Here is a 24,096-nt window from a genome sequence, read left to right on the forward strand (position 1 = left end):
TGTCTCCCCCCTCCCGCTGGCGGGAGGGGTCGGGGGTGGGCCTGTTACTTACTGGATGGTGCCACCAACAGGCCCACCCCTAACCCCTCCCGCATGCGGGAGGGGGACTTTTCACGCCGCCATCACGAACGGCTCCAGCCCGGCGAGGCGAGTGACCGGCTCGGGCGTCGCCACCTTGCGCGGCTCCAGCCCCTGCACCGCCTTGGCCATGGCCGCGATATGGTCGGGGGTCGAGCCGCAGCAGCCGCCCAGGATGTTGACCTGGCCATGCTCGGCCCATTCGCGGACGAGGCCGGCGGTGGTTTCCGGCAGCTCGTCGTATGCGCCGAGCTCGTTTGGCAGGCCGGCGTTGGGATAGACCATGATCAGCGTGTCGGCGATCTCCGACAGCGCGCGGACGTGCGGGCGCAGCTGGGTCGCGCCGAACGAGCAGTTGAGCCCGATCGTCACCGGCTTCGCATGCCGCACCGCGTACCAGAACGCCTCGACCGTGTGGCCGGAGAGGTTGCGGCCCGACAGGTCGGTCAGCGTCATCGACAGCATGATCGGCACTTCGCGCCCCAGCTCCGCCTCGAGCTGCTTGACCGCCATGATCCCGGCCTTGGCGTTCAATGTGTCGAACACCGTCTCGATCAGGATGAAGTCCACGCCGCCCTCGACCAGCGCGGCGGCCTGTTCCTTGTAGACGTCGACCAGCGTATCCCAGTCGATCTCGCGGTAGCCGGGGTCGTTGACGTCGGGGCTCAAGGAAAGGGTCTTGTTGGTCGGCCCGATCGCGCCCGCGACGAAGCGCGGGCGGCCGTCTTTCGCCTGATACTCGTCGGCGATGCGGCGGGCGAGCCGGGCGCTTTCGAGGTTGATCTCGCGCACCAGATGTTCGGCGGCATAGTCGGCCTGGCTGATGCGGTTGGCGGAGAAGGTGTTGGTCTCGGCGATGTCGGCCCCGGCCTCGAAATAGGCGCGGTGAATCGCCTCGGGTACCTCCGGCTTGGTCAGGGCGAGGATGTCGTTGTTGCCCTTCTGGTCCTTGGCGAGGCCGAGGTCGCCCGCATAGTCGGCCTCGCTCAGCTTCCAGTTCTGGATCTCGGTGCCGAAGGCGCCGTCGGTGATGAGGATGCGCTTCGCCGCTTCGGCGAGCAGTGTCTCGCGTGCGCTCATTTCGGCCTCACTCCCAGCAGGTGGCAGATGGCATAGGCCTGTTCCGCCCGGTTCAACGTATAGAAATGGAAGTCGCGCACCCCGCCCTGGTAGAGCCGGTGGCACAGGTCGGCGGCGACGACAGCGGAAACGAGCCCGCGCGGGCCCGCGCGGTCGTCGAGCCCTTCGAACATTGTTTCCATCCACCCCGGGATTTCGGTGTTGCCGCTCATCCGGCGGATCGCGGCAAAGCTCGTCACCGGCATGATCCCCGGCAGGATCGGCGCGGAGATTCCCGCGGCGAGAACCTTGTCCATGAAGCGGAACCAGGCATCGGTGGAAAAGAAGAACTGGCTGATCGCCCGCGTCGCGCCCGCATCGAGCTTGCGCTTGAGGTTGTCGAGGTCGCTCTCCGCGCTGGCCGCTTCGGGGTGGACTTCGGGATAGGCCGCGACCGAAATTTCGAAGTCGTGCCGCGCCTTGAGGCCCGCAACCAATTCGGCGGCGCTGGCGTAGCCTTCGGGATGCGGTTCGAACGCGGTCCCCGCGCCCGCCGGCGGGTCGCCGCGCAGGGCGACGATGTGACGCACGCCGGCGTCCCAGTACTGATCGGCCACATCGGCAATCTCGCCCTTGCTCGCGGCGACGCAGGTCAGGTGCGCGGCGGGAATCAGCGCGGTTTCGTTGACGATCCGCGCGACGGTGGCGTGGGTCCGTTCACGCGTCGAGCCGCCCGCACCATAAGTCACGGAAACGAACGAAGGATCGAGCGGGGCGAGCTGGGTGATCGCGTCCCACAGCTGCGCGTCCATCTTCTCGGTCTTGGGCGGGAAGAACTCGAAGCTGACCGAGATGTCGCCCGGCAATCCGGCGAACAATGGATTGGGAGAGGGGATCATTGCCCGGCCTTCTTCCTGTTCTTCAGCGGGACCGGCTGGGCCGCGGCATCGCGGCGCACCCCGGTCCAGATCTTCACGATGAGCTCGCGCCCGGCGAGCGCGCGATCGGCCTCGGGTGCGAACCCGGCGTCGGCGAACAGCGCCCGGACCTGCGCGTCGGAGAAACCGAGACGGGCGTGGGCATGGCGCTCGCGCAGCTCCTCGCGGTCATGCGCGGCGAAGTCGACAATGGCGATGCGCCCGCCGGGCCGGGTCACCCGCGCCGCTTCGGCCAGCGCGAGTTCGGGGGCCTGCGCATAGTGCAGCACCTGGTGGAACAGGAGCGTGTCGAAGCTGGCGTCGGCGAACGGCAGCGCGGTGAAGTCACCCTGGACCAGTTCCACGGCATCGGCGGGCAAGTGCTGGAGACGGGCGCGGGCGATGCGCAGCATCTCCGGGCTCTTGTCGAAGGCGATGGTGTGGCGGGCATGGGCGGCGAACAGTTCCGCCATGCGGCCGGTGCCGGTGCCGATATCGAGCAGGTCGCCGAGGTCGTTTCCAAGCAGATCGCCCAGCGCCGCCTCGACCGGTCCGTCGGCGATGTGGAGCGAACGCAGCTCGTCCCAGTGCTCGGCGTGGCGGTCGAACCACTCTGCCGCATGGGCCTGTCGCGCCTCGCGGATTGCGCCGAGGTGCTGGCGATCTTCCGCGCCCTGCCGGGCAAAGGCGGTGTCCTCTGCTTCCGCGAGATCGAGCAGGCGGGCAATTGCCGCGCCCAAAGCGCCATGGCGCGAGGTCGCCGGGTCGGCGACGACCGCGGCGCGGAGAAACACCCAGCCGCCCTCGCGGCGGCGCTCGGCCAGGCCCGCATCGCAGAGGATCTTGACGTGGCGCGATACGCGTGGCTGGCTTTGTCCCAGGACTTGCGCGAGTTCGCCCACCGCCAGCTCCATGCTGGCGAGGAGGCGCATGATGCGCAGGCGCGTCGGGTCTGCCAGCGCGCGCAAGGCGTCGAGGGTGATCACGTCCAAGGCGGATATAAAGAAATCTTTATATGGTCAACCGCAACCGGCTTGGACGCGGCGAAGCATTTCTATTCGCGGTTTGCCTTTGCGGGGGGCGCGGGATAGAACCCGCGCAAGCTGCATCACCCTGCAGCAACGGAATGAATGAGGACCTGTCCATGAAGAAATTCGCCATTGCCGCCTTCGCCGCCGCCGCCGCGCTTTCGCTGGCCGCCTGCGGGAAGTCCGACGATGCCTCCGATGCCGCGACGCCGGAATCGGTCGAGCAGCCCGATGACCTGATGCCCGCCGCGCCGCCGTCGGCTGAGCCCGCCGCCGATGCGCTGGCCAACCCGGCTGCCGATGCTTCGGCGGGTGCGGCTGAGGCCGTGCAGTCGGCCAACGATGCCGCCGCCGCTGCGGCCGACACCGCCAAGAAGGTCGAAGCCGCCCGTGCCGCCGCGCAGGCCGCCGCCGCCGCCGCGGAACAGAAGGCCGACGCCGCCGGCGCGCAGTAAGCGCAGGACGCTACTGGAACAAAGGGGGCGGGGGCTGCGGCTTCCCGCCCTTTCCTTTTACGGAGACTCCCGATGCGTCTCGCGCTGCTTCCCGCCGTCCTGCTGCTCGCCGCCTGCGGCAGCACCGACAACGATCCCGGTCCCGGCGGGGTCACGCAGGGCGAGGCGAAGGCGCTCGACGAGGCGGCGGAAATGCTCGACGCGCGCAAGCAGCAGCCGTTGCCCGACCCGCACCCCGACGTGACCGGGGATATGCCAGAGGCCGGCGAGACTCCCGCTCCCTAGGCCGGAACCTCAAGCGCCGGGTGACGGGCCAGCGCTACCAGCGCCTGGCCCAGCGCATCGATCGTCACCGTGTCGCGCGAGCGCGCGAAGATCGAGGCGGTAACGCAGAAGCGCGGGGCTTTCAGCGCGGGGATGGCCGCGCCGATCGAGCAGATTCCCGCATGGCCGAAGCCGTCGTCGATCGCGAAACCGACCCGGCGCGCCCTTGCGACTTGTGCGGCGTAAGTCTCGAACGGGACCGGCTGCTGCCAGCGGACCATCGCGTAGCGCCGTCGCATCTCCGGCTCCTCGATCGCTTCCGCCGCGGCGAGCGCGCGGCCGATCGAACCGCCGCCGATCGGCTGGCGCTGTCCGACCACCATGTGGATCCGCGTCGACGCTTCGTTTTCACCCAGTGCGATGAGCGAAAAGCGGTCGCTCGAGACGACTTGCCACAGCCCGACCGTGCATTCGTGCGAATCGGCGAAGATTCGCATCGGTCCCTGCGCGCGTTCGATCAGCCGCTCGATCTTGCCGCGCGGCGGAGCGGTCGCGCTCCAGCCCGCGACGAGGCGATAGCGGCGGTCGTCGTCCGAGCGTTCCAGCGCGCCCTCGGCAACCAGCGTGCGCAGCAGGTTCAGCGTGCTCGAAGGACTGAGTTCGGTGGCGCGGGCGATGTCCGACAGCGTCATCCCGCGCGGGCGTGCGGCAACCAGGCGCAGGATGGCGAGGGCCTGGGAGACTGATCGGACTGGACCGGGCATGCCGCAACCATAATTTTCATGATCATGAAAAGCAATTCCAGATGATGAATTGAAAGCGAGCGGCGTTTGCGGCATTTCCGGGTTGCTCAAAGGGAGAGTCGAATGGGTATGCTGGAAGGCAAGGTCGTTGCCGTCACGGGCGCCGGTCGCGGCGTCGGGCGCGAGATTGCGCTGCTTTGCGCGCGTCATGGCGCGGCCGTCGTGGTCAACGACCCGGGCGTCGGCGGCGGCGGAGACGGCGGCGACGCCGGTCCGGCGCAGGAAACCGTCAACGACATCGTCGCGGCAGGCGGCAAGGCGCACGCCAACCTCGCCAGCGTGGCCGACCCGGCGGGCGCGACCTCGATCATCGAGGATGCCGTCCAGCGCTTCGGGCGGATCGACGCAGTGGTCAATAACGCCGGCATCCTGCGCGACACCATCTGGCACAAGATGAGCCACGAGGACTGGCGCGCGGTGATCGACGTCCACCTCAACGGCACCTTCAACGTCTCGAAGGCGGCGACACCCTATTTCCGCGAGCAGCAGTCGGGCAGCTTCATCCACTTCACCTCGACCAGCGGCCTGATCGGCAACATCGGCCAGGCCAACTACTCGGCGGCCAAGCTCGGCATCGTCGGACTGTCGCAGTCGATCGCGCTCGACATGGCCCGCGCCGGGGTGCGGTCGAACTGCATCGCGCCGTTCGCGTGGAGCCGGATGACCGCCTCGATCCCCGCTGAAACGCCTGAGCAGAAGGCCAGGGTCGAGCGGATGAAGTCGATGAGCGCGGACAAGATCGCGCCGCTGGTGGTCTACCTCGCGTCGGATGCCGCGAAGGAGGTCACCAACCAGATCTTCTCGGTCCGCAAGAACGAGATCGTCCTGTTCGACAAGCCGCGCCCGGTCCGCTCGATGACCAAGGTCGAAGGCTGGACGCCCGAGGCGATCGCCGACGAGCTGATCCCGTCGTTCCGCCCCAGCTTCGCCCGTGCCGACGAAGTCAGTGCCCACGTCTTCCCCTACGACCCGATCTGAGGACCCAAGCCATGAGCACCGGAATGGACCCCGAGGTCTTCGACCAGTTCATCGAACAGCTGCACCGCTACGTCCGCGAACGGATGATCCCGGCCGAGCGCGAGATCATCGAGACGGATGAGATCCCCGCCGACATCCTCCAGGAAATGCGCGACATGGGGCTGTTCGGGCTGACCATGCCCGAGGAGTTCGGCGGCGCCGGGATGAGCGTTTCGCAATATGCGGAGACGATCCGTACGCTCGCCTATGCCATGCCGGCATTCCGCTCGATCATCTCGATCAACATCGGGATGGTCTGTTCGGCGCTCAAGAACGGCGGGACCGAGGCGCAGAAGGCGGAATGGCTGCCCCGCCTTGCCGCCGGCGAGATCGCCGCGTTCGGGCTGACCGAGCCCGGCTCGGGGTCCGACTCCGCCGCGATGCAGACGATGGCGGTGAAGAGCGGCAACGGCTGGGTGCTGAACGGGACCAAGCGTTACATCACCAATTCGCCCTACGCGAAGGTCGCGCTGATCATGGCGCGCACCAGCAAGGAAGCCTTGCCCAAGAACGCCCACGTTTCCGCATTCCTCGTGCCGATGGATACGCCGGGCGTGTCGGTCGGCAAGAAGGACAAGAAGATGGGCCAGGCCGGCAGCGCCATCGCCGACATCATCATGGAGGACGTCCACCTCCCCGCCGACGCGCTGCTCGGGCTGGAGGAAGGCAAGGGCTTCGTCACCGCGATGAAGAGCCTCGACAACGGGCGTATCTCGGTCGGCGCGGCCTCCACCGGCTATGCCCGCCGCGCGCTCGATTCGGCGCTGCGCTACGCCAACGAACGCAAGGCCTTCGGCGAGCCGATCGCGAACTTCCAGCTGATCCAGCAGATGCTCGCCGAAAGCGAGATCGAGATCTACGCGGCCGAAGCGATGATGGCCGACGTCACCGCCCGCGCCGACCGCGGCGAGAACGTCCTGCGCAAGGCGGCGGCGTTCAAGGTCTTCGCATCCGAAATGTGCGGCCGCGTGGTCGATCGGGTGGTCCAGGTCTATGGCGGTGCCGGCTACCTTGCCGAATACGACGCCGAGCGGTTCTTCCGCGATTCGCGCATCTACCGGATCTACGAAGGCACCACCCAGATCCTCCAGCTCCAGATCGCCAAGCACATGCTGCGCGAGTGGGCGGCGGGGCAGTAATGTACGACCTGCTCTCCGGCCTGTCGGTGATCGAGGCGTCATCGTTCGTCGCCTCGCCCACTGCCGGGCTCTACTGCGCGCAGATGGGCGCAGAGGTCATTCGCGTAGACCAGGCGGGCGGCGGACCGGACTACCGGCGCTGGCCGGTCACGGCGGAAAACAATTCGCTCTACTGGGAGAACCTCAACCGGGCGAAGAAGTCGGTCGCCCTCGACCTCGGCCGGCCCGAGGGCCGCGAGCTGCTGCAGGCGCTCGTGCGCAGCGTCGGCCAGTTCATCACCAACTTTCCGGCCGAGGGCTTTCTCTCCCACGCCAAGCTGAGCAAGGGCTGCCCGGGCCTCGTCACCGTGCGTGTCATGGGCTGGGCCGATGGTTCGCCCGCGCTCGACTACACCGTGAACAACGCGGTCGGCTACCCGATGATGACGGGCCCGGGACCAGAGCCGGTCAATCATGTCCTGCCGGCATGGGACCTCCTCTCGGGCGCCTATGCGGCCTTCGCGATGCTCGCCGCGATCCGCCGCCGCGAGGCGAGCGGCGCGGGAAGCGAGGTGCGCATTCCGCTGTCCGACGTCGCCATCGGCACGGTCGCCAATCTCGGCGGAATCGCCGAAGTGCTCTACTCGGGCGAGAACCGCCCACGGCTCGGCAACGCGGTTTATGGCCTGTTCGGGCGCGATTTTGTGACCGCCGACGGGCAGCGGACGATGATCGTTGTCGTCACCCACCGCCAATGGGCCAACCTCATCGCCGCCCTCGCTCTGGGTGACGCTATCGCCGCGGTTGAGGCTGAGCGTGGGGTCTCCTTCGCCAAGGACGACGGCCTGCGCTTCACCCACCGCGACGCGCTATACCCCTTGTTCGAGGCAGCGATTGCCGCGCGGACCCACGCCGACCTCGCCGCCGCGTTCGATGCAGCGGGTATCGTCCACTCGGCCTACCGGACCATGCGCGACGCCGCGAACGATCCGCGCCTCGTTGCCGACAATCCCATGTTCGCGGCCGAAAGCACCAACCCCAGCGGCTTTTCCTACCCCGCCGCCGGCCCGTTCGGCACGATCCCGCAGCTTGACCGGGGCGCGCCGCTGCCGGCCCCGGTCAACGGCCAGCACAGCGAGGAAGTGCTCGCCTCGCGCCTCAACCTCTCATCGGGCGAGATCGCCCGCCTCATCGACGCCGGCATCGTCGGCCAAGCAAGGACCTGAACCCATGACCCTCCGTCGCGCCGCCATTGTCGCCCCGATCCGCACCGCCGTCGGCAAGTTCGGCGGCTCGCTTTCCGGCATGACGGCCGGCCAGCTCGGCGCTGTCATCCTGAAGGCGCTTGTCGAGCGCACGAAGATCGACCCCGCCCGGGTCGACGACGTCATTTTCGCGCAGGGCTATGGCAACGGCGAGGCCCCGTGCATCGCGCACTGGTCGTGGCTGCTCGCCGGTTTCCCCGAGGAGGTGCCTGGCTACCAGCTCGACCGCCGCTGCGGCTCGGGCCTCCAGGCGATCGTCAATGCCGCGATGATGGTCCAGACCGGCGTGTCCGACGTGGTCATCGCCGGCGGCTGCGAGAGCATGTCGAACGTCGAGCACTACACCACCGACGTGCGCAAGGGCGTCCGCGCCGGCAACCTGACCCTGCATGACCGCCTCACCCGCGGCCGGGTGATGAGCCAGCCGATCGAGCGTTACGGCATCATCACCGGGATGATCGAGACGGCCGAGAACCTCGCCAAGGACTGGAACATCAGCCGCGAGGCCTGCGATGCCTATGCCGTGCGCAGTCACCAGCGTGCCGCCGCGGCGTGGCAGAACAGCCTGTTCGACGACGAACTGGTCCCTGTGCCGGTCCCCCAGAAGAAGGGTGATCCGGTCCTGTTCGATCACGACGAAGGCTACCGCGCCGACGCCACCATGGAAACGCTGGGCAAGCTGCGCCCGCTCGAAGGCGGGGTGGTCACCGCCGGCAACGCCAGCCAGCAGAACGATGCCGGTGCAGCCTGCCTCGTCGTCGCCGAGGACAAGCTGGAGGAACTGGGCCTCGAACCGATCGCGTTCTTCCACTCGTGGGCGGCCGCAGGCTGCGACCCCAGCCGCATGGGTATCGGACCGGTCCCCGCGACCGAGCGTCTGTTCCAGCGCAATGGCCTGTCGTGGGACGACATCGGCCTGATCGAACTCAACGAAGCCTTCGCGCCGCAGGTCCTCGCCTGTCTCAAGGGCTGGGGCTGGTCGGACGACGACAGCCGCCACGAGATCCTCAACGTCAACGGCTCGGGCATTTCGCTCGGCCATCCGATCGGCGCGACCGGCGGGCGCATCCTTGCGAACCTGTCTCGCGAAATGCAGCGCCGCGACGTGAAGTACGGGCTCGAGACGATGTGCATCGGCGGCGGGCAGGGCATCGCCGCAGTGTTCGAAAAGGCCTGATGGCCATGGACGTCGACTACTCGAGGGTCCTCGCTTCGGCTCAAGCATATCGGGCCGAGGCGCAGACCGCGCTGGCATCGCGGCTGGCCGAGCGTCACGTGGACCAGGAGCAGCGGGCCGCCCATGGCTTCGCCTGGGTGGCGACCAGCGTCGCCGCGCTCGAAGCCGTGCAGGAGTGGGCGGAAACTGGCGGCGGTACCAACCAGGTCGATGACCTCGTTCGCCGGCTCGCCTTTGCCGAGACGCTGGGGCAGCTCGTCGGCGGCCTGCCGATGGGCCAGAACGAGCTGTTCCGTCCGGCCGACCTTGGCCTGCACTATGCGGCACGCGACCTGGCCCATGCCTGCGCCGACCTGCTCGGTGCCGATCTCGCCGATGTCCGCAAGGAGCTGGCCGAGCGGCTGGCGGCGGGCGAGTGGCCGAGCGAGACTCTCCACGATTCCGATCTCGACGCGATCCGCGAACAGTTCCGCCGCTTTACCGAGGCGGAAATCCTGCCGCATGCGCACAAGTGGCACCTCGCCAACGACCTCGTGCCCGATGCCACCGTGGCGGCCATGGCCGAGCTCGGCACGTTCGGCGTGTGCATCCCGGAGGAATTCGGCGGGCTCGGCCTGTCGAAGCTGGTGATGTGCCTGGTCACCGAGGAGCTGTCGCGCGGCTGGATCGGCGCAGGCTCGCTCGGCACCCGTTCGGAGATCGCCGGCGAACTGATCGCGATGGGCGGGACCGAAGCGCAGAAGGCCGAATGGCTGCCGAAGATCGCGAGTGGCGAGGTGCTGCCGACCGCGGTGTTCACCGAGCCCGACGTCGGCTCCGACCTCGGCTCGCTGCAGACGAGGGCGCGCCTGGAGGGTGGCCACTGGGTGATCGACGGAGCCAAGAACTGGATCACCCATGCCAGCCGCTCCGACCTTATGACCCTGCTGTGCCGCACCCTGCCCGACGCGAAAGGCTATGCCGGACTTTCGATGCTGCTGGTGCCCAAGCCGCGCGGGACCGAGTCCGAGCCGTTCCCGGCCGAAGGCATGACCGGCAGCGAGATCGAAGTGCTCGGCTACCGCGGGATGCGCGAATACGCGTTGCAGTTCGACGGCATGACCGCGCCCGCCGACGCTCTGCTGGGCGGCGAGCAGGGGCAGGGCTTCAAGCAGCTGATGCGCACCTTCGAGGGTGCCCGGATCCAGACCGCGGCACGAGCGGTGGGCGTCGCCAAGCGCGCGCTGGAACTCGCGCTCGACTATGCGACCAGCCGCAAGCAGTTCGGCAAGGCGATACTCGACTTCCCCCGGGTGTCGGACAAGATCGCGATGAGCCTGGTCGACTTCGTTCTCTCGCGCGAGCTGTCCTACGCGGCGGCGCGGGCGAAGGATTCGGGCAAGCGCTGCGATATCGAGGCGGGCATGGCCAAGCTCCTCGCCGCGCGGGCCGCGTGGGCCAATGCCGACGCGGCGCTGCAGGTCCATGGCGGAAACGGCTATGCGCTCGAGTACGAGATCAGCCGCGTGCTGTGCGACGCACGCATCCTCAACATCTTCGAAGGCGCGGCGGAAATCCAGGCGCAGGTGATCGCGCGCGGCCTGGTCGGCGGACGCAACTGATGCCGGAAACGCCGAACATGTGGGACGCCTGGATCGGCCGCAGCGAGACGCGCACCGACCGCATCGACGAAGGCCTCGCGGCACGCTGGCTGGCGACGCTCGACCGCGCTGCGCCGGATGACGGCACGGTGCCGCAGGGACTGCACTGGTGCCTTGGCGTGCCCGACGCGGCGACGGCGCGGCTCGGTCCCGACGGCCACCCGCTGCGCGACGACGGCCCGGACAGCTTCCTCCCCCCGGTCCCCCTGCCGCGCCGAATGTGGGCCTCGAGCAAGGTCGAGTTCGTCCAGCCGCTTCGTATCGGCGATACGGTGAGCCGGGTCTCGACGGTCCGGTCGGTCACTTCCAAGCAGGGGGGATCGGGCCATCTCGTGTTCGTCGAAGTGGCGCACGACACCAGCGGCGAGGCCGGGACCGCCGTGCGCGAGGTCCAATCGATCGTCTACCGCGAGCCCGCGCCGGCCGGTGCTGCCCCGGTTCCGCCTGCGCCGGGTGATGGCGTGTTCGATGCTTCGGGATGGGGTGCGGTGCGATCGGTCGTGCCGTCCGAGCCTCTGCTGTTCCGCTTCTCCGCGCTGACCTTCAACAGCCACCGCATCCATTACGACCTGCCCTATGCAACGCAGGAAGAAGGGTATCGCGGACTGGTGGTGCACGGCCCGCTGACCGCCACGCTGCTGCTCGATCTGGCGCGGCGTGAGCTGGGCGACAATGCGCTGAAGAGCTTTGCATTCCGCGGCGTATCACCAGCGATCTGTGGCGAAATGCTGCACCTCGTGCTGCGGCAGGACGGTGCAGCATTGGAACTGGGCGCGTTTGCTGCGGACGGACGCCAGGTGATGAGCGCCACTGCGAGCGTCTGACGCAAAAATGACGAGATTGTTGGTTCTCTCTTTCGTTCTCAGTCGAAAGAAACCTTGCCTCTTCCGGCTTTTACCGCGCCGCGAAGCTTCTTGCCCGCGAGCCGCTGCTCCTTGCCGACGCGGTTCAGCCGGCTCTTCGCGCGCTTCTCCGGCAGCTTGCACGCTTCGCGCAGCAAATCGCCCAGCCGCGCCCGCGCATCGGCGCGGTTCTGTTCCTGCGTGCGGTACTTGCGCGCGGTAAAGACGAGTTCGCCTTTCGCCGTCATCTTGCTCCCGGCGAGCGTCTTCAGTCGGTGGAACACTGGCGGGGACAAGCGCAGCGCGAACACGTCGAGCCGCACCTGCACTGCGGTCGCGACCTTGTTGACGTTCTGCCCGCCAGGACCCGCTGCCGCGATGAAGCTTTCCTCGATCAGGGAAAGCGCGCGGGCGACCACCTCGTCGGGATCGTCAGCCATCGCTGAAGCCCAGCGCGCGAAAATCCTCCGGCAGCGGGGCGAACGCCTCGACCGGCGGCTTGCCTTCGCGCGGCACGACGAGCCGGCTGGCGTGGAGCATCGTCCTGGGGCCGCCCTTGCCGGTGCCATAGACCGGGTCGCCGACCAGCGGCGCACCGAGCCCGGACAGGGCATGGACGCGGATCTGGTGCGTGCGGCCGGTCTCGGGCCGGAACTCGACGAGAGTGTGGCCGCCGTTGACCGCCAGCTTGCGCCAGCGCGTGACGGCGGGCTTGCCCTTCTTCGCCGCGATCATCCGCCAGCCCTTTTCGGCGCTGCTGATCTTGGCGAGCGACAGCGCGATGGTGCCCGCGTCCTCTGCGAGCAGCCCGGCGACGATGCCGAGATAGACCTTCTCCACCTGCCGCGCTTCGAACGCGGCGGCGAAGCGCTTGAGCGCCTTGGGGTTGCGCGCCAGCAGGAGGCAGCCCGAGGTGTCGCGGTCGAGCCGGTGAACCGGCTGCGGGGGGCGCTGGAAGCCGAGCTTCAGCTCGTCGAGCCGGTCGTCGAGGCTCGCCCCACCAGCGCGCGGCGCGTCGAGCGGAAGGCCTGCGGGCTTGTCGATCACCAGCGCTTCGCCGTCTTCGAACACGATGGGGATGTCGTTCATGCCACGGCCCTCGCGATGCGGCGCAGCGCCTCTTCGAGGCGCGCCTCGTCGGCGGCGAAGCTGATCCGGAAACCGTCCCGCCCGCCGAACGCCGAGGCCGCGACCACCGCCACGCCATGGTCGAGCAGGTGGAGGCACAGCGCCTCATCGTCGCCGAAGCGGGCCATCAGCGGCGCGGCATCGACCATGCAGTAGAACGCGCCTTCGGGCACCGGCGTCGAGAGGCCGGGGATCCTGTTGATCGCCGCGACCACCATATCACGCCGCGCGCGGAACCGCTCGCGCCAGTCGAGCAGGAAGTCCTGCGGCCCCTCGAACGCGGCGACCGCAGCGGCCTGGCTGATCGAGGCGGGATTGCCCGAGCTGTGCGACTGGAGCTTTTCCATCGGCGAGACCAGCCATGCCGGGCCGGCGGCAACGCCGATGCGGAAGCCGGTCATGGCGTGACTCTTCGACACGCCCGAGACGGTCAGGATACGGCCCGCCAGATCCGGGCATTCCACCGCCAGTGTCGCGTGGCTCCTGCCAGTGTAGCGCAGCGGTGCGTAGATATCGTCGCTCATCACCAGCACGCGCGGATGGCGGCGGAGCACTTCGCCGAGCGCGCGGAGTTCGTCTGCCGGATACGTCGCGCCGGTGGGGTTGCCCGGGCTGTTGAGCAGGAGCCAGCGGGTGTCCGGGGTGATCGCCGCCTCGAGCTGCCCCGGCGTGATCCGGAAGCCTCCAGCCGCGTCGGTCGGCAAGTCGATCACGTCGGCCCCGGCGAAGCGCACGATCTCCGGATAGGATACCCACCACGGGCTGGGGATGAGCACGTCATCGCCCGGATCGAGCGTCGCCAGCAGCGCGTGAAAGATTGCCTGCTTGCCCCCGGCGCTGACCGTGACCGATTCAGCCTCGATCCCGAGGTCGCGCCGGAAATGGAGCCGCGCCGCCGCCTTCAGCCGGGCCGTCCCGCCCACCGGTGTGTACCTCGTATCACCCGCGTCCAGCGCCGCCTTCGCCGCCGCGACGACATGCGCAGGCGTCGCGAAGTCCGGCTCGCCCACTGACAGCGAGATGATGTCGCGGCCGCTCGCGCGCAGTTCGGTGGCGCGGTCGGTCATCGCGGTGGTCCGCGAGGGGGAGATGCGGCCGAGCGCCGCCGAAAGGTCGTGGGTCATTGTCCGAGCAGTCTGGCGGGGATCAGTCCGCGCAGCGCATTGCCGATCCAGAAGCCGCCTGCAAGGTCGTCGATCCGCAATTCTGCTTCTTCGGCGCGGCCGTCGTCGATCAGCGAGCGGCGCAGCACGCCGGGCAGCAGCCCCAGCGCGAGCGGCGGGGTGAGCAGCTTGCCGCCGCGCTCGACAAAAAGGTTGGTGAAGCTGCCCTCGGTCAGCAGTTCGTCATCGCGCAGCAACAGCGCCTCGTCCGCACCCGCGCGCCTCGCGACCGACAGCGCCGCCTCGTAAAAGCCCCGGTCGCTGGTCTTGTGGCGCAGGCGCCAGTCGCCGTTCGACACCGGCAGCGGCAGGACCGCGCAAGTCGCAAGGTCCAGCGGCGCTGGCAGGGGCGCGGCCTCCAGTGCGGTCGCCCCGCTACGGGCCAGCACCAGCCGCAGCTTGGCCGGATGGTCGATCTCGAAGCTCAGCGCCTGGATCTGGTTTCGCACTGCATGGCGATCGAACGCGAAACCGAGTTCGGCGGCGCTCGCCTTCAGCCGTTCGAGGTGCAGATCGAGCAGTGGCACGCCTTGGGCAGGGTCGAAAGCCATGGTCTCGATCAGGTCGCAGCCGTTTGCCGCCTGGCGCAAGAAATCCCCCTTGATCACGTCTTCGCGCCATTCCCCCAGGGCATCGGAATCCGCCACGACCGCCGATCCAACCCCCATCGCCGCCCGCCCCGTCGCCGGGTCGAGCCTCAGCGTGCGGATTGCCACATTGAACGCGGCTTCTCCAGAGGGATCGACGCGCCCGATCGCGCCGCAATAGGGCCCCCGCGCGTCGCGCTCATGCTGCGCGATCAGTTCCATCGCCCGGATCTTGGGCGCACCGGTGATCGAGCCGCACGGGAAGATCGCGCGGATGAGGTCTCGGGCAGTCGCCCCTTCACGCAGACGTGCGCGCACCGTCGACACCATCTGATGCACCGTCGGATAGCTCTCGACCGAAAACGGGGCGGTCACGCGAACCGAGCCCGGCACCGCCACCCGGCTGAGATCGTTGCGCATCAGGTCGACGATCATCAGGTTTTCGGCGCGATCCTTGGCGCTGGCGGCAAGCGCCTTGCGCAGCGCGTCGTCCTCGCTCGCCGTGCGCCCGCGCGGTGCAGTCCCTTTCATCGGCCGGACGGTGGCCTCGCCCTCCTTCAGCGCGAAGAACAGTTCCGGCGAGAAGCTCAGCAGCCAGTGCGAGCCGTCCCAGACCACGCCGCCATAGCCCGCTCCGGCATCGCCGCGGATCGCTGCGTAGAGCGCCAGCGGGTCCCCGGCGTACGTGCCCGACAGGGGGAAGGTCAGGTTCGCCTGGTAGATGTCTCCGGCGCGGATCGCCTCGGCCATAGCGCCGAACGCGCGGGCGTAGCCTCCGGTCGATAGCTGCGGATCGAGCGGGCCGATCCGCGCAGGGCCGCTCGCCTGCCCCGCCAGCCAGCACGGGACTTCGCCTGCCGGGATCGCCTCGTGTCCGGCAAAGCGGGCGAACCACACCAGCGGCCCGGCGGCCCCGGTCCGCGCCGCAGCCAGCGGCTCAAGCCGCGCTTCCAGCGCCAGGCCGGCCTCATAGGCGACGTATCCTGCCCATTCCCCCTCGCCGGTGCCAATCCGGTCGAGCGCGTGCGCCACCTCCCCAGGTCGCCGCGCCACGACGATCTCCAGCGGATCGCGGTAGAGCCGCGCATCGCTCGCGCCCTCGCTGCGGGCATCGTCGAGCAGGATGAACGGGGCGACCATGGCGGCGCTTTAGCCGCCGTCCGCGGCGGATGCAAAAACCCCTCGCGCCAGCAGCAAGCCAGGATTATCCCTCACCGTTCGCCCTGAGCTTGTCGAAGGGCCGCTTTTTCGTGAACCGTCGCTCCGGACGAAGGACTGTCCTTCGACAAGCTCAGGACGAACGGTATTTGGAAGGATCAGCTTGGTGAGCGACGATATCTACATCGGACTGGCCTCGAACGGCGAACGGCAGGTGCTCAGGCTGGGCCGGGCCAACCGCCATGGGTTGATCGCCGGCGCAACCGGCACCGGCAAGACGGTCACGCTCCAGACCATCGCCGAGCAGTTCTCGGCGCGCGGGGTGCCGGTTTTCATGGCCGACGTGAAGGGCGACCTCTCCGGTGTGTCGATGCCCGGCAGTCCCGAGTTCAAGAACGCCGACAAGATCGAGGGGCGGGCGAAGGAGCTCGGCATCGATCCCTTCACCTATTCCGACAATCCGGCGGTGTTCTGGGATCTCTATGGCGACAGCGGTCATCCCATCCGCACCACGATCTCGGAAATGGGTCCGCTGCTGCTGGCGCGGCTGCTGGGGCTCAACGAGACCCAGGAAGGCGTGCTCAACATTGCCTTCCGCTATGCCGACGACAACGGCCTGCTGCTGATCGACCTCGCCGACCTGCAGTCGACGCTGGTCGCCTGCGCCGAGGCGGCGAGCGAACTGGCGACGCGCTATGGCAATATTTCCCGGGCCAGCGTCGGCACGATCCAGCGCCAGCTGCTGGCCTTCGAAAGCCAGGGCGCGGACCGGTTCTTCGGCGAGCCGGCGTTCGAGATCAACGACTTCCTCAAGACCGACGAGCAGGGCCGCGGCTACGTCAACGTCCTCGCCGCCGACAGGCTGATGCAGAGCCCGAAGCTCTACGCGACCTTCCTGCTGTGGCTGCTGTCGGAGCTGTTCGAGGCGCTGCCCGAAGTTGGCGATCCGGAAAAGCCGGTGCTGGTGTTCTTCTTCGATGAAGCCCACCTGCTGTTCGACGAAGCCCCGCAGGCGCTGTTCGACAAGGTCGAGCAGGTCGTCCGCCTGATCCGCTCGAAGGGCGTCGGGGTCTATTTCGTCACGCAAAACCCGATCGACATCCCCGAGAAGATCGCCGGGCAGCTCGGCAACCGGGTCCAGCATGCCCTGCGCGCCTTCACCCCGCGCGACCAGAAGGCGATTCGTGCGGCGGCGGAGACGTTCCGGATCAACAAGGACCTCGACGTCGAGACCGTGATTACCGAACTGAAGGTGGGCGAGGCGCTGGTCTCGACGCTCGACGACGACGGCGCACCCTCGGTGGTCCAGCGCACGCTGGTCGCCCCGCCGCGGTCGCGGCTCGGGCCGATCACCCCGAAGGAGCGCGCGATCATCCAGTCGATCAGCCCGGCCGAGGGCAAGTACGACACGGCCGTGAACCGCGAATCCGCCTCGGAAGTGCTGCAGCAGAAGGCCGCCGATGCCGCCGCCGCCGCGCAGCAGGTGGAAGAGCAGGGTACCGAAGCGCAGCGCGCCTCGCCGCGCCAGTCGCCGTCGCTGTGGGGCAAGGCGGGCAAGGCCGCGGTCGGCGCCGTGGCTTCGTCGGCGGGTGCGGTGATCGCGGCGCAGATGACCGGCAAGAAGTCGCGCGCCTCGCCGGTGGCCTCGGGCGTGACGGCGGCGGTCGGAACGCTCGCGACGTCGCTGGGCGGCGCGGCGCTCGGCCGGTTCGCGCGCGGGTTGCTGGGCGGCTTGCTGCGCTGACCGTCCAACGAAAAAGGCCCCCGCAATTGCGAGGGCCTTTTCGGTTCACTTGCGCTTGGCGAGCCAGGCGGAAAGCTCCCGCTTGACGCGCGGTTCGCTCTGCTGGCGGTCCCGCAGCACCGCGAGTACCTCGTCGATCGGCTTGCGGACATCGGGCGCGAGGGTCGCGCCATAGGCTTCGAGCTTCTCGATCATCTTCGGATCGCGCGACTGGCCGGTGACGCGGGCGATGAAGCGCGCCCGGCCCGACGAATCCACCAGCGGATCGACCTTGGCCTGGTTGGCGCGGACGAAGTCGAACGCCATGTCCGGGTGCAGCCCGGCGACCGCGGTGATGATCCCGGCGGCGTCGGTCTTGCCGGGCACGCTCGACAGCGCGAGATCGAGCGCCTTCTGCGCCAGCACCGGATCGTTGGTACGGCCAAGCAGGGTGAAGTACGTCGTCTTCTCCACCGCCGAGGTCGAGGACTGTGCCATCTTGAGCAGCGCGTCCCACTCCGCCGGGCTGGCGTTGCGCGCGAGCACGCCGAGCCAGGTCGTCTTCAGCGGCCCGTCGAGCGCCTTGGGATTGCTTTCGAGGCGGGCGAAGCGTTCGCGCGCCGCGGCGACAACGGCCGGGTCGTTCATCCGCCCGAACATCGCGATCAGCGCCGAACGCAGGTTGGCGTCGGTCACGGGTTCGTCCGCCTTGGCGTCGAGGCCGAGCATGTCGAGCCGCGGCTTCCAGGCCTTGGTCGCGAACTTCGCCAGCGCGGCGCGGGTCCTGGGATCGTCGTTGAGGCGGTTGTTGAGCCCGTCGAGGATGCCCGCGGCATCCTGCGCGACGACCGGGTTGGCGTTCACCGGAACCGCCGCAACAAGGTTCAGCGCCGGGGCGAGCGGCTGGTAGCCGGCCACCGACAGCGCCATCTGGTCGTCGAGCAGGCCCATCTGGTCGATCGGCTTGAGCGACTTCAGGCCCTTGGCCAGCGCGGTCAGCTGCTTGGGCTGATAAAGCGAGCGGTAATACCCGAGCTGGCCGGCGTTGATCACCACCGGGCCGCAGCCCTTGACGGTGACGGTGCCCTTGCCGCCTTCGAGGATCGAGCGGACCGGCTCGCCGCCGGCGCTGACCAGCAGGGGTACGCGCCAGCGCATGGTCGAAGGCTGGCCGACCCGGTCGCGGGTGAATTCGCCCTGGGTCAGCGAGACGGTGGTCGTCCCCGCCTTGCACACGCTCGAGGTCACGCTGACCAGCGGGATGCCCGGCTGCGAGGTGAAGTCGCGGGCGATGGCGGAAAGACCCGGTGCGCCGGCCTGCTCGACCGCACGCCACAGGTCCTCGGTGCGGCTGTTGCCGAACCTGTGCTCGGCCATGTAGCTGCGGATGCCGCTGCGCCACACGTCCTCGCCGGCATAGGCCTCGAGCATGGCGATGACCGCCTCGCCCTTGTCATACGTGATGTCGTCGAAGGCCTGGTTGGTTTCCTCGACGGTGCGAATGGTCTGCACGATCGGGTGCGTGGTCTTGTACGCGTCCTGCGCCATCGCCTGCTCGCGGCCATCAACGCGGCCGAGCAGCCACGACCATTCGGGGTGGAAGTGGTCGGTCGCCTTGCGTTCCATCCAGCTGGCGAAGCCCTCGTTCAGCCACAGGTCGTCCCACCACGCCATGGTGACGAGGTCGCCGAACCACTGGTGGGCGACTTCGTGGTTCTGGGTCGCGGTGATCTGCTGGCGGCGGGCCGGGCTGGTGATCGCCGGGTCGTTGAGCAGGATGCTCTCGAAGGTGAAGATAGCGCCCCAGTTCTCCATCGCGCCGAAGAACTGCGACTGGCCGGGACCGGCAATGTTGTCGAGCTTGGGCAGCGGGAACTTCTGGCCGAAGTATTCCTCGTAATAGGGCACCAGCGGCACCAGCTCGTTCAGCGCGTAGCGCGCCTGCTCGCCGCTGCCTTTGGGGCCGACGATCCCGGCGACGGTGCCGCTGCTGGTCGGCTGGCTCATTCGCTCGAAGTCGCCGAGGCCGAAGAACAGCAGGTAGGAGCTCATCTTCGGGCTGGTCTGGAATGTGACGAGCTTCTTGCCGCCACCGAGATCTTTTTCACTCGCGACCGGCATGTTGCTGAGCGCCATCTGCGCGGCCGGTACGGTCGCGGACAGATCGAACGTCGCCTTGTAGATCGGCTCGTCGAACATCGGCGCGAAGCGGCGCGCGTCGGGCGCCTCGAACTGGGTGAACAGTGCGCGGACGTCCTTGCCGGTGACCTTGTCGGGGTAGTTGAGCGCGAACAGGCCATTGGCCTGCTCGTTGATCTTGCCCGCATACGTCGCGTCGAAGCGGTACTGGCCCGGGGTGATCGGGGCGGTGGCGGCGAAGCTGGCGGTTTGTTTGGCTTCGTCCATCGTCACGGTGAGCGGGATCGGCTTGCCGCCGGCTGCCGGGGTGAGGGTCGCCTTGGCGATGGTCAGGTCGACCGCGTGGAGCACCAGCGCCGGGGTCTGCTCGGTGACCTCCAGGTCAATGGCGACCGTTCCGTCGAAGGTCAGCTTGTCCGCATCGGGGGCCACGCTGATCGCGTAATGGCTGGGCTTGGCGCTGCGCGGCAAGTCGCTGGGCACTTCGGCCGCGGCGGTCGTGGTGGTCTCGGCAGCGTGGAGCGGGGCGAGCGCGGTGCCGGCGAGGGCCAGCGCAGCAAGGGACAGGAGGGGGGCGGAAAATCGGCGAAGGCGCATGATCGTATCTCTCCGGCGCAGCAAGATTGCGGGGGCGCTATCAGTCACTGGTTTCATTGCCAACCAGTTTCGGCTCCCATCGACCAATGTCGATTGCAGCTCGATGAACGGCGTGGCGGTTCAGGCCAGCGGCAGGCGGAGCGTCGCCAACAGGCCCGCGCTGGCACCGTCGAGGCCGCGGCGATTGGCCAGCACCAGAGAGCCGCCGTGCTGCTCGGCAATCGCGCGGGCGAGCGTGAGGCCAAGGCCCGAGCCGCCCGTCCCGGTGTTGCGCGAGGGCTCGAGCCTGGTGAACGGCTCCATCATCCGGGCAATCTCGCCATCGGGGATGCCGGGGCCATCGTCTTCGATGCGGAGCACCGCCTCGCGGCCTTCGCGGGCGAGCGAGACGCGAGCGCGCTGGCCATAGCGGACCGCGTTCGACACGAGGTTGCGCAGGGCCCGGCGCAGCCAGGTGGCGCGCAGCGGCATCACAATTCGGACGGTGTCGCCCAGTTCCACCGGCTCGCCCATATCCTCGTATTCCTCGACCACCGCGGCGACCAGCGCGGATAGTTCGGTCGGCTCGAGCGGGTCGGACGGCCGACCGACGCGGGCGAGCGAGAGGATATCGTCAAGTGAGTGATTGATGTCGTCGATCACGCTCGCCATGCGCGCACGTTCGGCATCGTCGTCGACCGCCTCGATGCGGACGCGTAGCGCGGCGAGCGGGGTTTTGAGGTCGTGGCCGATCGCGCCGAGCATCACGTCTTTCTCGTCGAGCAGCGCGGCGATGCGGCCCTCCATCGCGTTGTGCGCGACGATAAGGCGCTGGATGTCGTCCGGACCTTCGGGCTCGAGCTGGCCGTCGATGGTTCGAGCGCGGGCGAATTCCTCGACCCGGGCGGTCAGCGCCTTGAGCGGCCGGGCGATGCGACCCAGGATCAGCGCCACCGCACCGACGAGGACGATGTACAGCACCACCGTCTGCAGTGCGATCGAGGCAATGAGGGCGCGCTCGCCATCGGGCGCAAGCACGCGGGCGGACAGCCAGGCGCCGTCGTCGCGCCGCACCGCGGCGACCAGCATCCGCAGCCGCGGCGGCGGATCCGCGTGGTCGAAGCGGTGATGGCGCGCCATCCAGCGCCGCGCGTAATGGTCACGCTGCGGATCACGCTCGACCACCACGATTTCCGAGACCCGGATGCCCTGGTCTGCAAGCTGCTCGGCGATCGCCTTTTCGGCTTCGACGTTGCGGGTTTCGCCGGGCAGCTGCGGCGAGTGGTCCTCGATCATGACCCGCGGACCGCGTGCGCCGTCGTCGTCCGGGCGGATGGGCCGGATCGGCCGGCGCGGCGCGGGCAAGTCGCCCCGGCTTCCGGCGACAAGCCGGAACGCGGCGGTGTTGACCAGCGCGGCCTCGCGGCGCTCATGCTGGGCGCGCCAGATCAGCGCGGCAGACAGCCCCTGCGCGACTAGCAACGCCAGGGCGATCGCCAGCAGCATCTGCCCTTGCAGGCTGCGCGGCCAGAGCGTCAGGCGCGGTCGGCTCATGTCAGGCGGTGGCGGCCAGCTTGCGCACTTCGGCGGCGAGCATGTAGCCGCCGCCCCACACGGTCTGGATCAATTGCGGGTTGCGGCTGTCGACTTCTACCTTGCGGCGCAGGCGGCTGATCTGATTGTCGACCGCACGGTCGAACAAGTGGGCCTCGCGGCCCTGAACCATGTCGAGCAGGCGGTCGCGGTCCAGCACCTGGCGCGGGTGTTCGAGGAAGGCCATGAGCAGGCGGAACTCGGCCGAGGAAATCGCCACGAGCGCGCCTTCGGGGTCTGTGAGCCGGCGCTTGAGCGGGTCGAGCTTCCAGCCCTCGAATTCGAAGACCACGTTTTCGCCCGCCTCGCTGGGCTGGCGGCCCGCCCGGCGCAAGACCGAGCGGATGCGGGCCACGAGCTCGCGCGGATCGAACGGCTTCACCACATAATCGTCGGCGCCGATCTCCAGACCGACGATCCGGTCGGTCGCCTCGCCCTTGGCGGTGATGAAGATGACCGGAATCTGGCGCGCCTCGACAAGGTGGCGGCACAGCGACAGGCCGTCCTCACCGGGCATCATGATGTCGAGGAGGACGAGGTCGAATCCGCTTTCCGCCAGCCGGCTGCGGGCTTCCGCAGCCGTGCCGGACTGGGTCACGGCAAACCCCTGGCGGACAAGGTAGTCCCCCAGGGGTTCGCGCAGGGCAGGTTCGTCATCGACCAGCAGGATCCGGACGGGCGTGTCGCTCATGCCGATGTTCTAGCCGAGGATGATCGCCTTGGCGATCACGCGCCGGGAGCGGGCGGCGGCATGTCGCCGTGGTCCATCCCGCCATGGCGCATACCCTTCATCCTGGCGTGCGCGGCCTGGCGCTCGGCCTTGGTGATGGTGCCGTCCTTGTTGGTGTCGACCATGTCGAAGTGACGGGTCACGGCCGCGTCATACTCGGCGCGGGTGACGTTGCCGTCCTTGTTCGCGTCGGCCATGCGGACCATCTTCATGCCCATGCCGCCGCCATGGCGACCGTGGCGCATGCCGCCCTTGCGGCCTTCGCCGGGTCCACGATCGTGTCCCATCCCGGCATGGTCGCCGCGTGGGCCATGGGCCGCCATGAACTCGTCGCGGCTGATCGAGCCGTCCTTGTTGGCGTCGAGGCGGTCGAACATCTGTCCGCGCTTGGCGTCGCGGTCGGCCTGGTTGAGCGTTCCGTCGTTGTTGACGTCTAGCTTGGTCCACATCTCGTTCGCCTTGGCGACGGCCTCGGCGCGGGTGACGTTGCCATCGCCGTTCGCGTCCTTGGGGGCGGCAGCGTAGATCGCCGTGCCGCTCATCGCGAGTATCGACACAGCGGCGGCAAGGGTCAGTTTCTTCATCAGGGTGACTCCGGCAAATGCAAAAAAACGTGGAAGCCGCGACGCCGTCCTCCAGGGGGAGAGGACCGCCGGGGGGAAGGGGAGGGAAAAACCCCCGGCAAGGGACTGTATCAACGGCTGGCACCGCGGCTTCCGTAAGAAGCGATATAGGCGGGCGTTGTCGCAGTCCTATGCCGGATGCGGGGTTTTGTGTCGCAATTTGTCGCTCCGGCCGCACGCGGTTCATCGCGGCGCAAGGGGCGCTCAGCGGGGGCGGTGTTCGGTGCCGAGGCCTGCGGTGATGAACAGCGCCGCGGCCTCTCCGGCGACGTCCGCGGTGTGCCAGCATCCGCGAGGGTTGATCGCGTACTCGCCCGCCTGCAGCACGGCACTGGTCCGCGTGCCGTCTGCCGGTTCCTGATGCAAGGTCATCGTCCCCGCGACGCAGACCACCACTTCCTCGCCATGCGGGTGCATCTCCCACATGGTCCAGTCTTCGGTGAAGCGGTGGAGCGAAACCAGCCGTCCCTCCGCCCCGTCGCCCGCATGCCGGGCAACGTAGCCCTCGTACCAGTCCATTCCGGTGAACACAGGCTCGGCCCCGGCGGTTGCGCCGAGGCCGAGATGGACGGGCTGTTCTTCAAGGCTGGGCACGCCCTCAGCCCATGACGAAAGCATTGAGCTTGTTGCCGTCGGGATCGCGGAAATATCCGGCGTAGAAGGAATCGCCGCGCGGCCCCGGCGCGCCTTCGTCGGTCGCGCCCATCGCCATGGCGAGATCGTAGATGCGGTGGACCTGCTCCTTGTCCTTGGCTTCCAGCGCCACCATCACGCCGTTGCCGACCGTGGCGGCGTTGCCATCGAAAGGCTTGGTGATCCCGATGCCCGCGCCGCCATCGGGAATGCCCCAGGCGATGAAGCCATCGAAGTCCATCATCCGTCCGACGCCGAGTTCGCCGCAGATCGCGTCATAGAACTTTGCCGCGCGGGGCAGGTCGTTGGTGCCAAGCGTCACGTATCCGATCATCGCAGTCTCTCCCTTTCGACTCGTGATGAGAACATTACAGGAACAT

Annotated in this window: 23 protein-coding genes; 9 read left to right on the plus strand and 14 right to left on the minus strand. The window is 68.4% G+C overall.

All coding sequences use genetic code 11. From position 1 onward, the window contains the following. Window positions 1-111 precede the first annotated feature (111 nt). The 3 genes from AC3WLD_RS03895 to AC3WLD_RS03905 are packed head-to-tail and all read right to left on the minus strand — an operon-like array spanning window position 112 to window position 3,040. Window positions 112-1,158, minus strand: coding sequence for a homocysteine S-methyltransferase family protein (locus tag AC3WLD_RS03895; RefSeq protein ID WP_492555610.1), 1,047 nt, complete (start codon window positions 1,156-1,158; stop codon window positions 112-114). After that, on the minus strand, window positions 1,155-2,036 hold the full coding sequence (gene metF / locus AC3WLD_RS03900) for a methylenetetrahydrofolate reductase [NAD(P)H] (RefSeq protein ID WP_492555611.1): 882 nt from the start codon (window positions 2,034-2,036) through the stop codon (window positions 1,155-1,157). The genes AC3WLD_RS03895 and metF overlap by 4 nt, the downstream gene beginning before the upstream one ends. Continuing rightward, window positions 2,033-3,040: an ArsR/SmtB family transcription factor gene (locus tag AC3WLD_RS03905; RefSeq protein WP_492555651.1), complete on the minus strand. Its 1,008-nt coding sequence runs from the start codon at window positions 3,038-3,040 to the stop codon at window positions 2,033-2,035. The genes metF and AC3WLD_RS03905 overlap by 4 nt, the downstream gene beginning before the upstream one ends. 158 nt (window positions 3,041-3,198) lie before the next feature. On the opposite strand from AC3WLD_RS03905, the gene AC3WLD_RS03910 reads away from it, so the two are divergent. Together AC3WLD_RS03910 and AC3WLD_RS03915 are read left to right on the plus strand one after the other, a co-directional pair. After that, window positions 3,199-3,537 carry a hypothetical protein gene (locus AC3WLD_RS03910; RefSeq protein WP_492555612.1) on the plus strand — a complete coding sequence of 113 codons (339 nt, stop codon included), beginning with the start codon at window positions 3,199-3,201 and terminating at the stop codon, window positions 3,535-3,537. Between the two features lie 72 nt (window positions 3,538-3,609). Further along, a complete protein-coding gene (locus AC3WLD_RS03915) occupies window positions 3,610-3,822 on the plus strand; it encodes a hypothetical protein (RefSeq protein ID WP_492555613.1) in 213 nt (70 codons plus the stop codon). On the opposite strand, the gene AC3WLD_RS03920 is transcribed toward AC3WLD_RS03915, so the two are convergent. Next, window positions 3,819-4,565 carry an IclR family transcriptional regulator gene (locus AC3WLD_RS03920; protein ID WP_492555614.1) on the minus strand — a complete coding sequence of 249 codons (747 nt, stop codon included), beginning with the start codon at window positions 4,563-4,565 and terminating at the stop codon, window positions 3,819-3,821. The two genes, AC3WLD_RS03915 and AC3WLD_RS03920, sit on opposite strands and share 4 nt — an antisense overlap. A gap of 108 nt (window positions 4,566-4,673) precedes the next feature. On the opposite strand from AC3WLD_RS03920, the gene AC3WLD_RS03925 reads away from it, so the two are divergent. From AC3WLD_RS03925 to AC3WLD_RS03950, 6 genes are read left to right on the plus strand one after another with little or no spacing between them, the layout of a single operon-like run. Further along, on the plus strand, window positions 4,674-5,582 hold the full coding sequence (locus AC3WLD_RS03925; protein WP_492555652.1) for an SDR family NAD(P)-dependent oxidoreductase: 909 nt from the start codon (window positions 4,674-4,676) through the stop codon (window positions 5,580-5,582). Between the two features lie 11 nt (window positions 5,583-5,593). After that, the gene (locus AC3WLD_RS03930; RefSeq protein WP_492555615.1) at window positions 5,594-6,760 is read left to right on the plus strand and encodes an acyl-CoA dehydrogenase family protein; all 1,167 of its coding nucleotides are present in this window, start codon (window positions 5,594-5,596) and stop codon (window positions 6,758-6,760) included. Continuing rightward, window positions 6,760-7,965, plus strand: coding sequence for a CoA transferase (locus tag AC3WLD_RS03935; protein WP_492555616.1), 1,206 nt, complete (start codon window positions 6,760-6,762; stop codon window positions 7,963-7,965). The genes AC3WLD_RS03930 and AC3WLD_RS03935 overlap by 1 nt, the downstream gene beginning before the upstream one ends. Before the next feature lie 4 nt (window positions 7,966-7,969). Then, window positions 7,970-9,181, plus strand: coding sequence for an acetyl-CoA C-acetyltransferase (locus AC3WLD_RS03940; protein ID WP_492555617.1), 1,212 nt, complete (start codon window positions 7,970-7,972; stop codon window positions 9,179-9,181). Between the two features lie 5 nt (window positions 9,182-9,186). Continuing rightward, window positions 9,187-10,782, plus strand: a complete 1,596-nt coding sequence (locus tag AC3WLD_RS03945) for an acyl-CoA dehydrogenase family protein (protein WP_492555618.1) — start codon at window positions 9,187-9,189, stop codon at window positions 10,780-10,782. Then, the gene (locus AC3WLD_RS03950) at window positions 10,782-11,645 is read left to right on the plus strand and encodes an HTD2 family dehydratase (RefSeq protein ID WP_492555619.1); all 864 of its coding nucleotides are present in this window, start codon (window positions 10,782-10,784) and stop codon (window positions 11,643-11,645) included. Before AC3WLD_RS03945 ends, AC3WLD_RS03950 begins: the two co-directional genes overlap by 1 nt. Window positions 11,646-11,683: 38 nt before the next feature. On the opposite strand, the gene arfB is transcribed toward AC3WLD_RS03950, so the two are convergent. From arfB to pabB, 4 genes are read right to left on the minus strand one after another with little or no spacing between them, the layout of a single operon-like run. Further along, the gene (arfB, locus tag AC3WLD_RS03955) at window positions 11,684-12,103 is read right to left on the minus strand and encodes an alternative ribosome rescue aminoacyl-tRNA hydrolase ArfB (protein ID WP_492555620.1); all 420 of its coding nucleotides are present in this window, start codon (window positions 12,101-12,103) and stop codon (window positions 11,684-11,686) included. Next, complete coding sequence (locus tag AC3WLD_RS03960) at window positions 12,096-12,752, minus strand: RluA family pseudouridine synthase (RefSeq protein ID WP_492555621.1); 657 nt, start codon at window positions 12,750-12,752, stop codon at window positions 12,096-12,098. The genes arfB and AC3WLD_RS03960 overlap by 8 nt, the downstream gene beginning before the upstream one ends. Beyond that, the gene (locus AC3WLD_RS03965; RefSeq protein ID WP_492555622.1) at window positions 12,749-13,915 is read right to left on the minus strand and encodes a pyridoxal phosphate-dependent aminotransferase; all 1,167 of its coding nucleotides are present in this window, start codon (window positions 13,913-13,915) and stop codon (window positions 12,749-12,751) included. The genes AC3WLD_RS03960 and AC3WLD_RS03965 overlap by 4 nt, the downstream gene beginning before the upstream one ends. Continuing rightward, window positions 13,912-15,681: an aminodeoxychorismate synthase component I gene (gene pabB / locus AC3WLD_RS03970; protein ID WP_492555623.1), complete on the minus strand. Its 1,770-nt coding sequence runs from the start codon at window positions 15,679-15,681 to the stop codon at window positions 13,912-13,914. Before pabB ends, AC3WLD_RS03965 begins: the two co-directional genes overlap by 4 nt. 175 nt (window positions 15,682-15,856) lie before the next feature. On the opposite strand from pabB, the gene AC3WLD_RS03975 reads away from it, so the two are divergent. Then, window positions 15,857-17,443, plus strand: a complete 1,587-nt coding sequence (locus tag AC3WLD_RS03975) for a helicase HerA-like domain-containing protein (protein WP_492555653.1) — start codon at window positions 15,857-15,859, stop codon at window positions 17,441-17,443. A gap of 45 nt (window positions 17,444-17,488) precedes the next feature. Here the strand turns inward: AC3WLD_RS03975 and AC3WLD_RS03980 are convergent, their stop codons facing one another. The 6 genes from AC3WLD_RS03980 to AC3WLD_RS04005 all read right to left on the minus strand — a co-directional run bounded on the left by AC3WLD_RS03980 (window position 17,489) and on the right by AC3WLD_RS04005 (window position 24,050). Then, window positions 17,489-20,158 carry a M1 family metallopeptidase gene (locus tag AC3WLD_RS03980; RefSeq protein WP_492555624.1) on the minus strand — a complete coding sequence of 890 codons (2,670 nt, stop codon included), beginning with the start codon at window positions 20,156-20,158 and terminating at the stop codon, window positions 17,489-17,491. Window positions 20,159-20,278: 120 nt separating this feature from the next. Continuing rightward, window positions 20,279-21,691, minus strand: a complete 1,413-nt coding sequence (locus AC3WLD_RS03985; RefSeq protein ID WP_492555625.1) for a sensor histidine kinase — start codon at window positions 21,689-21,691, stop codon at window positions 20,279-20,281. A gap of 1 nt (window position 21,692) precedes the next feature. Then, window positions 21,693-22,421, minus strand: coding sequence for a response regulator (locus tag AC3WLD_RS03990; RefSeq protein ID WP_492555626.1), 729 nt, complete (start codon window positions 22,419-22,421; stop codon window positions 21,693-21,695). A 35-nt stretch (window positions 22,422-22,456) separates the two neighbouring features. Then, window positions 22,457-23,044 (minus strand): EF-hand domain-containing protein, encoded by a 588-nt coding sequence (locus AC3WLD_RS03995; RefSeq protein WP_492555627.1) that lies wholly within the window; start codon window positions 23,042-23,044, stop codon window positions 22,457-22,459. A 243-nt stretch (window positions 23,045-23,287) separates the two neighbouring features. Beyond that, on the minus strand, window positions 23,288-23,677 hold the full coding sequence (locus AC3WLD_RS04000; protein ID WP_492555628.1) for a cupin: 390 nt from the start codon (window positions 23,675-23,677) through the stop codon (window positions 23,288-23,290). 4 nt (window positions 23,678-23,681) lie between these two features. Next, complete coding sequence (locus AC3WLD_RS04005) at window positions 23,682-24,050, minus strand: VOC family protein (protein WP_492555629.1); 369 nt, start codon at window positions 24,048-24,050, stop codon at window positions 23,682-23,684. Window positions 24,051-24,096: the final 46 nt, after the last annotated feature.

The organism is Novosphingobium sp. FW305-C-111, assembly GCF_058783565.1.

Coding starts and splice junctions, on each gene's coding strand:
- AC3WLD_RS03960 (WP_492555621.1), bottom strand. CDS start 12,752: ATGAACGACATCCCCATCGTGTTCGAAGACGGCGAAGCGCTGGTGATC.
- AC3WLD_RS03990 (WP_492555626.1), bottom strand. CDS start 22,421: ATGAGCGACACGCCCGTCCGGATCCTGCTGGTCGATGACGAACCTGCC.
- AC3WLD_RS03910 (WP_492555612.1), top strand. CDS start 3,199: ATGAAGAAATTCGCCATTGCCGCCTTCGCCGCCGCCGCCGCGCTTTCG.
- AC3WLD_RS03930 (WP_492555615.1), top strand. CDS start 5,594: ATGAGCACCGGAATGGACCCCGAGGTCTTCGACCAGTTCATCGAACAG.
- AC3WLD_RS03915 (WP_492555613.1), top strand. CDS start 3,610: ATGCGTCTCGCGCTGCTTCCCGCCGTCCTGCTGCTCGCCGCCTGCGGC.
- metF (WP_492555611.1), bottom strand. CDS start 2,036: ATGATCCCCTCTCCCAATCCATTGTTCGCCGGATTGCCGGGCGACATC.
- AC3WLD_RS03950 (WP_492555619.1), top strand. CDS start 10,782: ATGCCGGAAACGCCGAACATGTGGGACGCCTGGATCGGCCGCAGCGAG.
- AC3WLD_RS03940 (WP_492555617.1), top strand. CDS start 7,970: ATGACCCTCCGTCGCGCCGCCATTGTCGCCCCGATCCGCACCGCCGTC.
- AC3WLD_RS03980 (WP_492555624.1), bottom strand. CDS start 20,158: ATGCGCCTTCGCCGATTTTCCGCCCCCCTCCTGTCCCTTGCTGCGCTG.
- AC3WLD_RS03920 (WP_492555614.1), bottom strand. CDS start 4,565: ATGCCCGGTCCAGTCCGATCAGTCTCCCAGGCCCTCGCCATCCTGCGC.
- AC3WLD_RS03895 (WP_492555610.1), bottom strand. CDS start 1,158: ATGAGCGCACGCGAGACACTGCTCGCCGAAGCGGCGAAGCGCATCCTC.
- AC3WLD_RS04005 (WP_492555629.1), bottom strand. CDS start 24,050: ATGATCGGATACGTGACGCTTGGCACCAACGACCTGCCCCGCGCGGCA.
- AC3WLD_RS03945 (WP_492555618.1), top strand. CDS start 9,187: ATGGACGTCGACTACTCGAGGGTCCTCGCTTCGGCTCAAGCATATCGG.
- pabB (WP_492555623.1), bottom strand. CDS start 15,681: ATGGTCGCCCCGTTCATCCTGCTCGACGATGCCCGCAGCGAGGGCGCG.
- AC3WLD_RS03935 (WP_492555616.1), top strand. CDS start 6,760: ATGTACGACCTGCTCTCCGGCCTGTCGGTGATCGAGGCGTCATCGTTC.
- arfB (WP_492555620.1), bottom strand. CDS start 12,103: ATGGCTGACGATCCCGACGAGGTGGTCGCCCGCGCGCTTTCCCTGATC.
- AC3WLD_RS03965 (WP_492555622.1), bottom strand. CDS start 13,915: ATGACCCACGACCTTTCGGCGGCGCTCGGCCGCATCTCCCCCTCGCGG.
- AC3WLD_RS03925 (WP_492555652.1), top strand. CDS start 4,674: ATGCTGGAAGGCAAGGTCGTTGCCGTCACGGGCGCCGGTCGCGGCGTC.
- AC3WLD_RS03995 (WP_492555627.1), bottom strand. CDS start 23,044: ATGAAGAAACTGACCCTTGCCGCCGCTGTGTCGATACTCGCGATGAGC.
- AC3WLD_RS03985 (WP_492555625.1), bottom strand. CDS start 21,691: ATGAGCCGACCGCGCCTGACGCTCTGGCCGCGCAGCCTGCAAGGGCAG.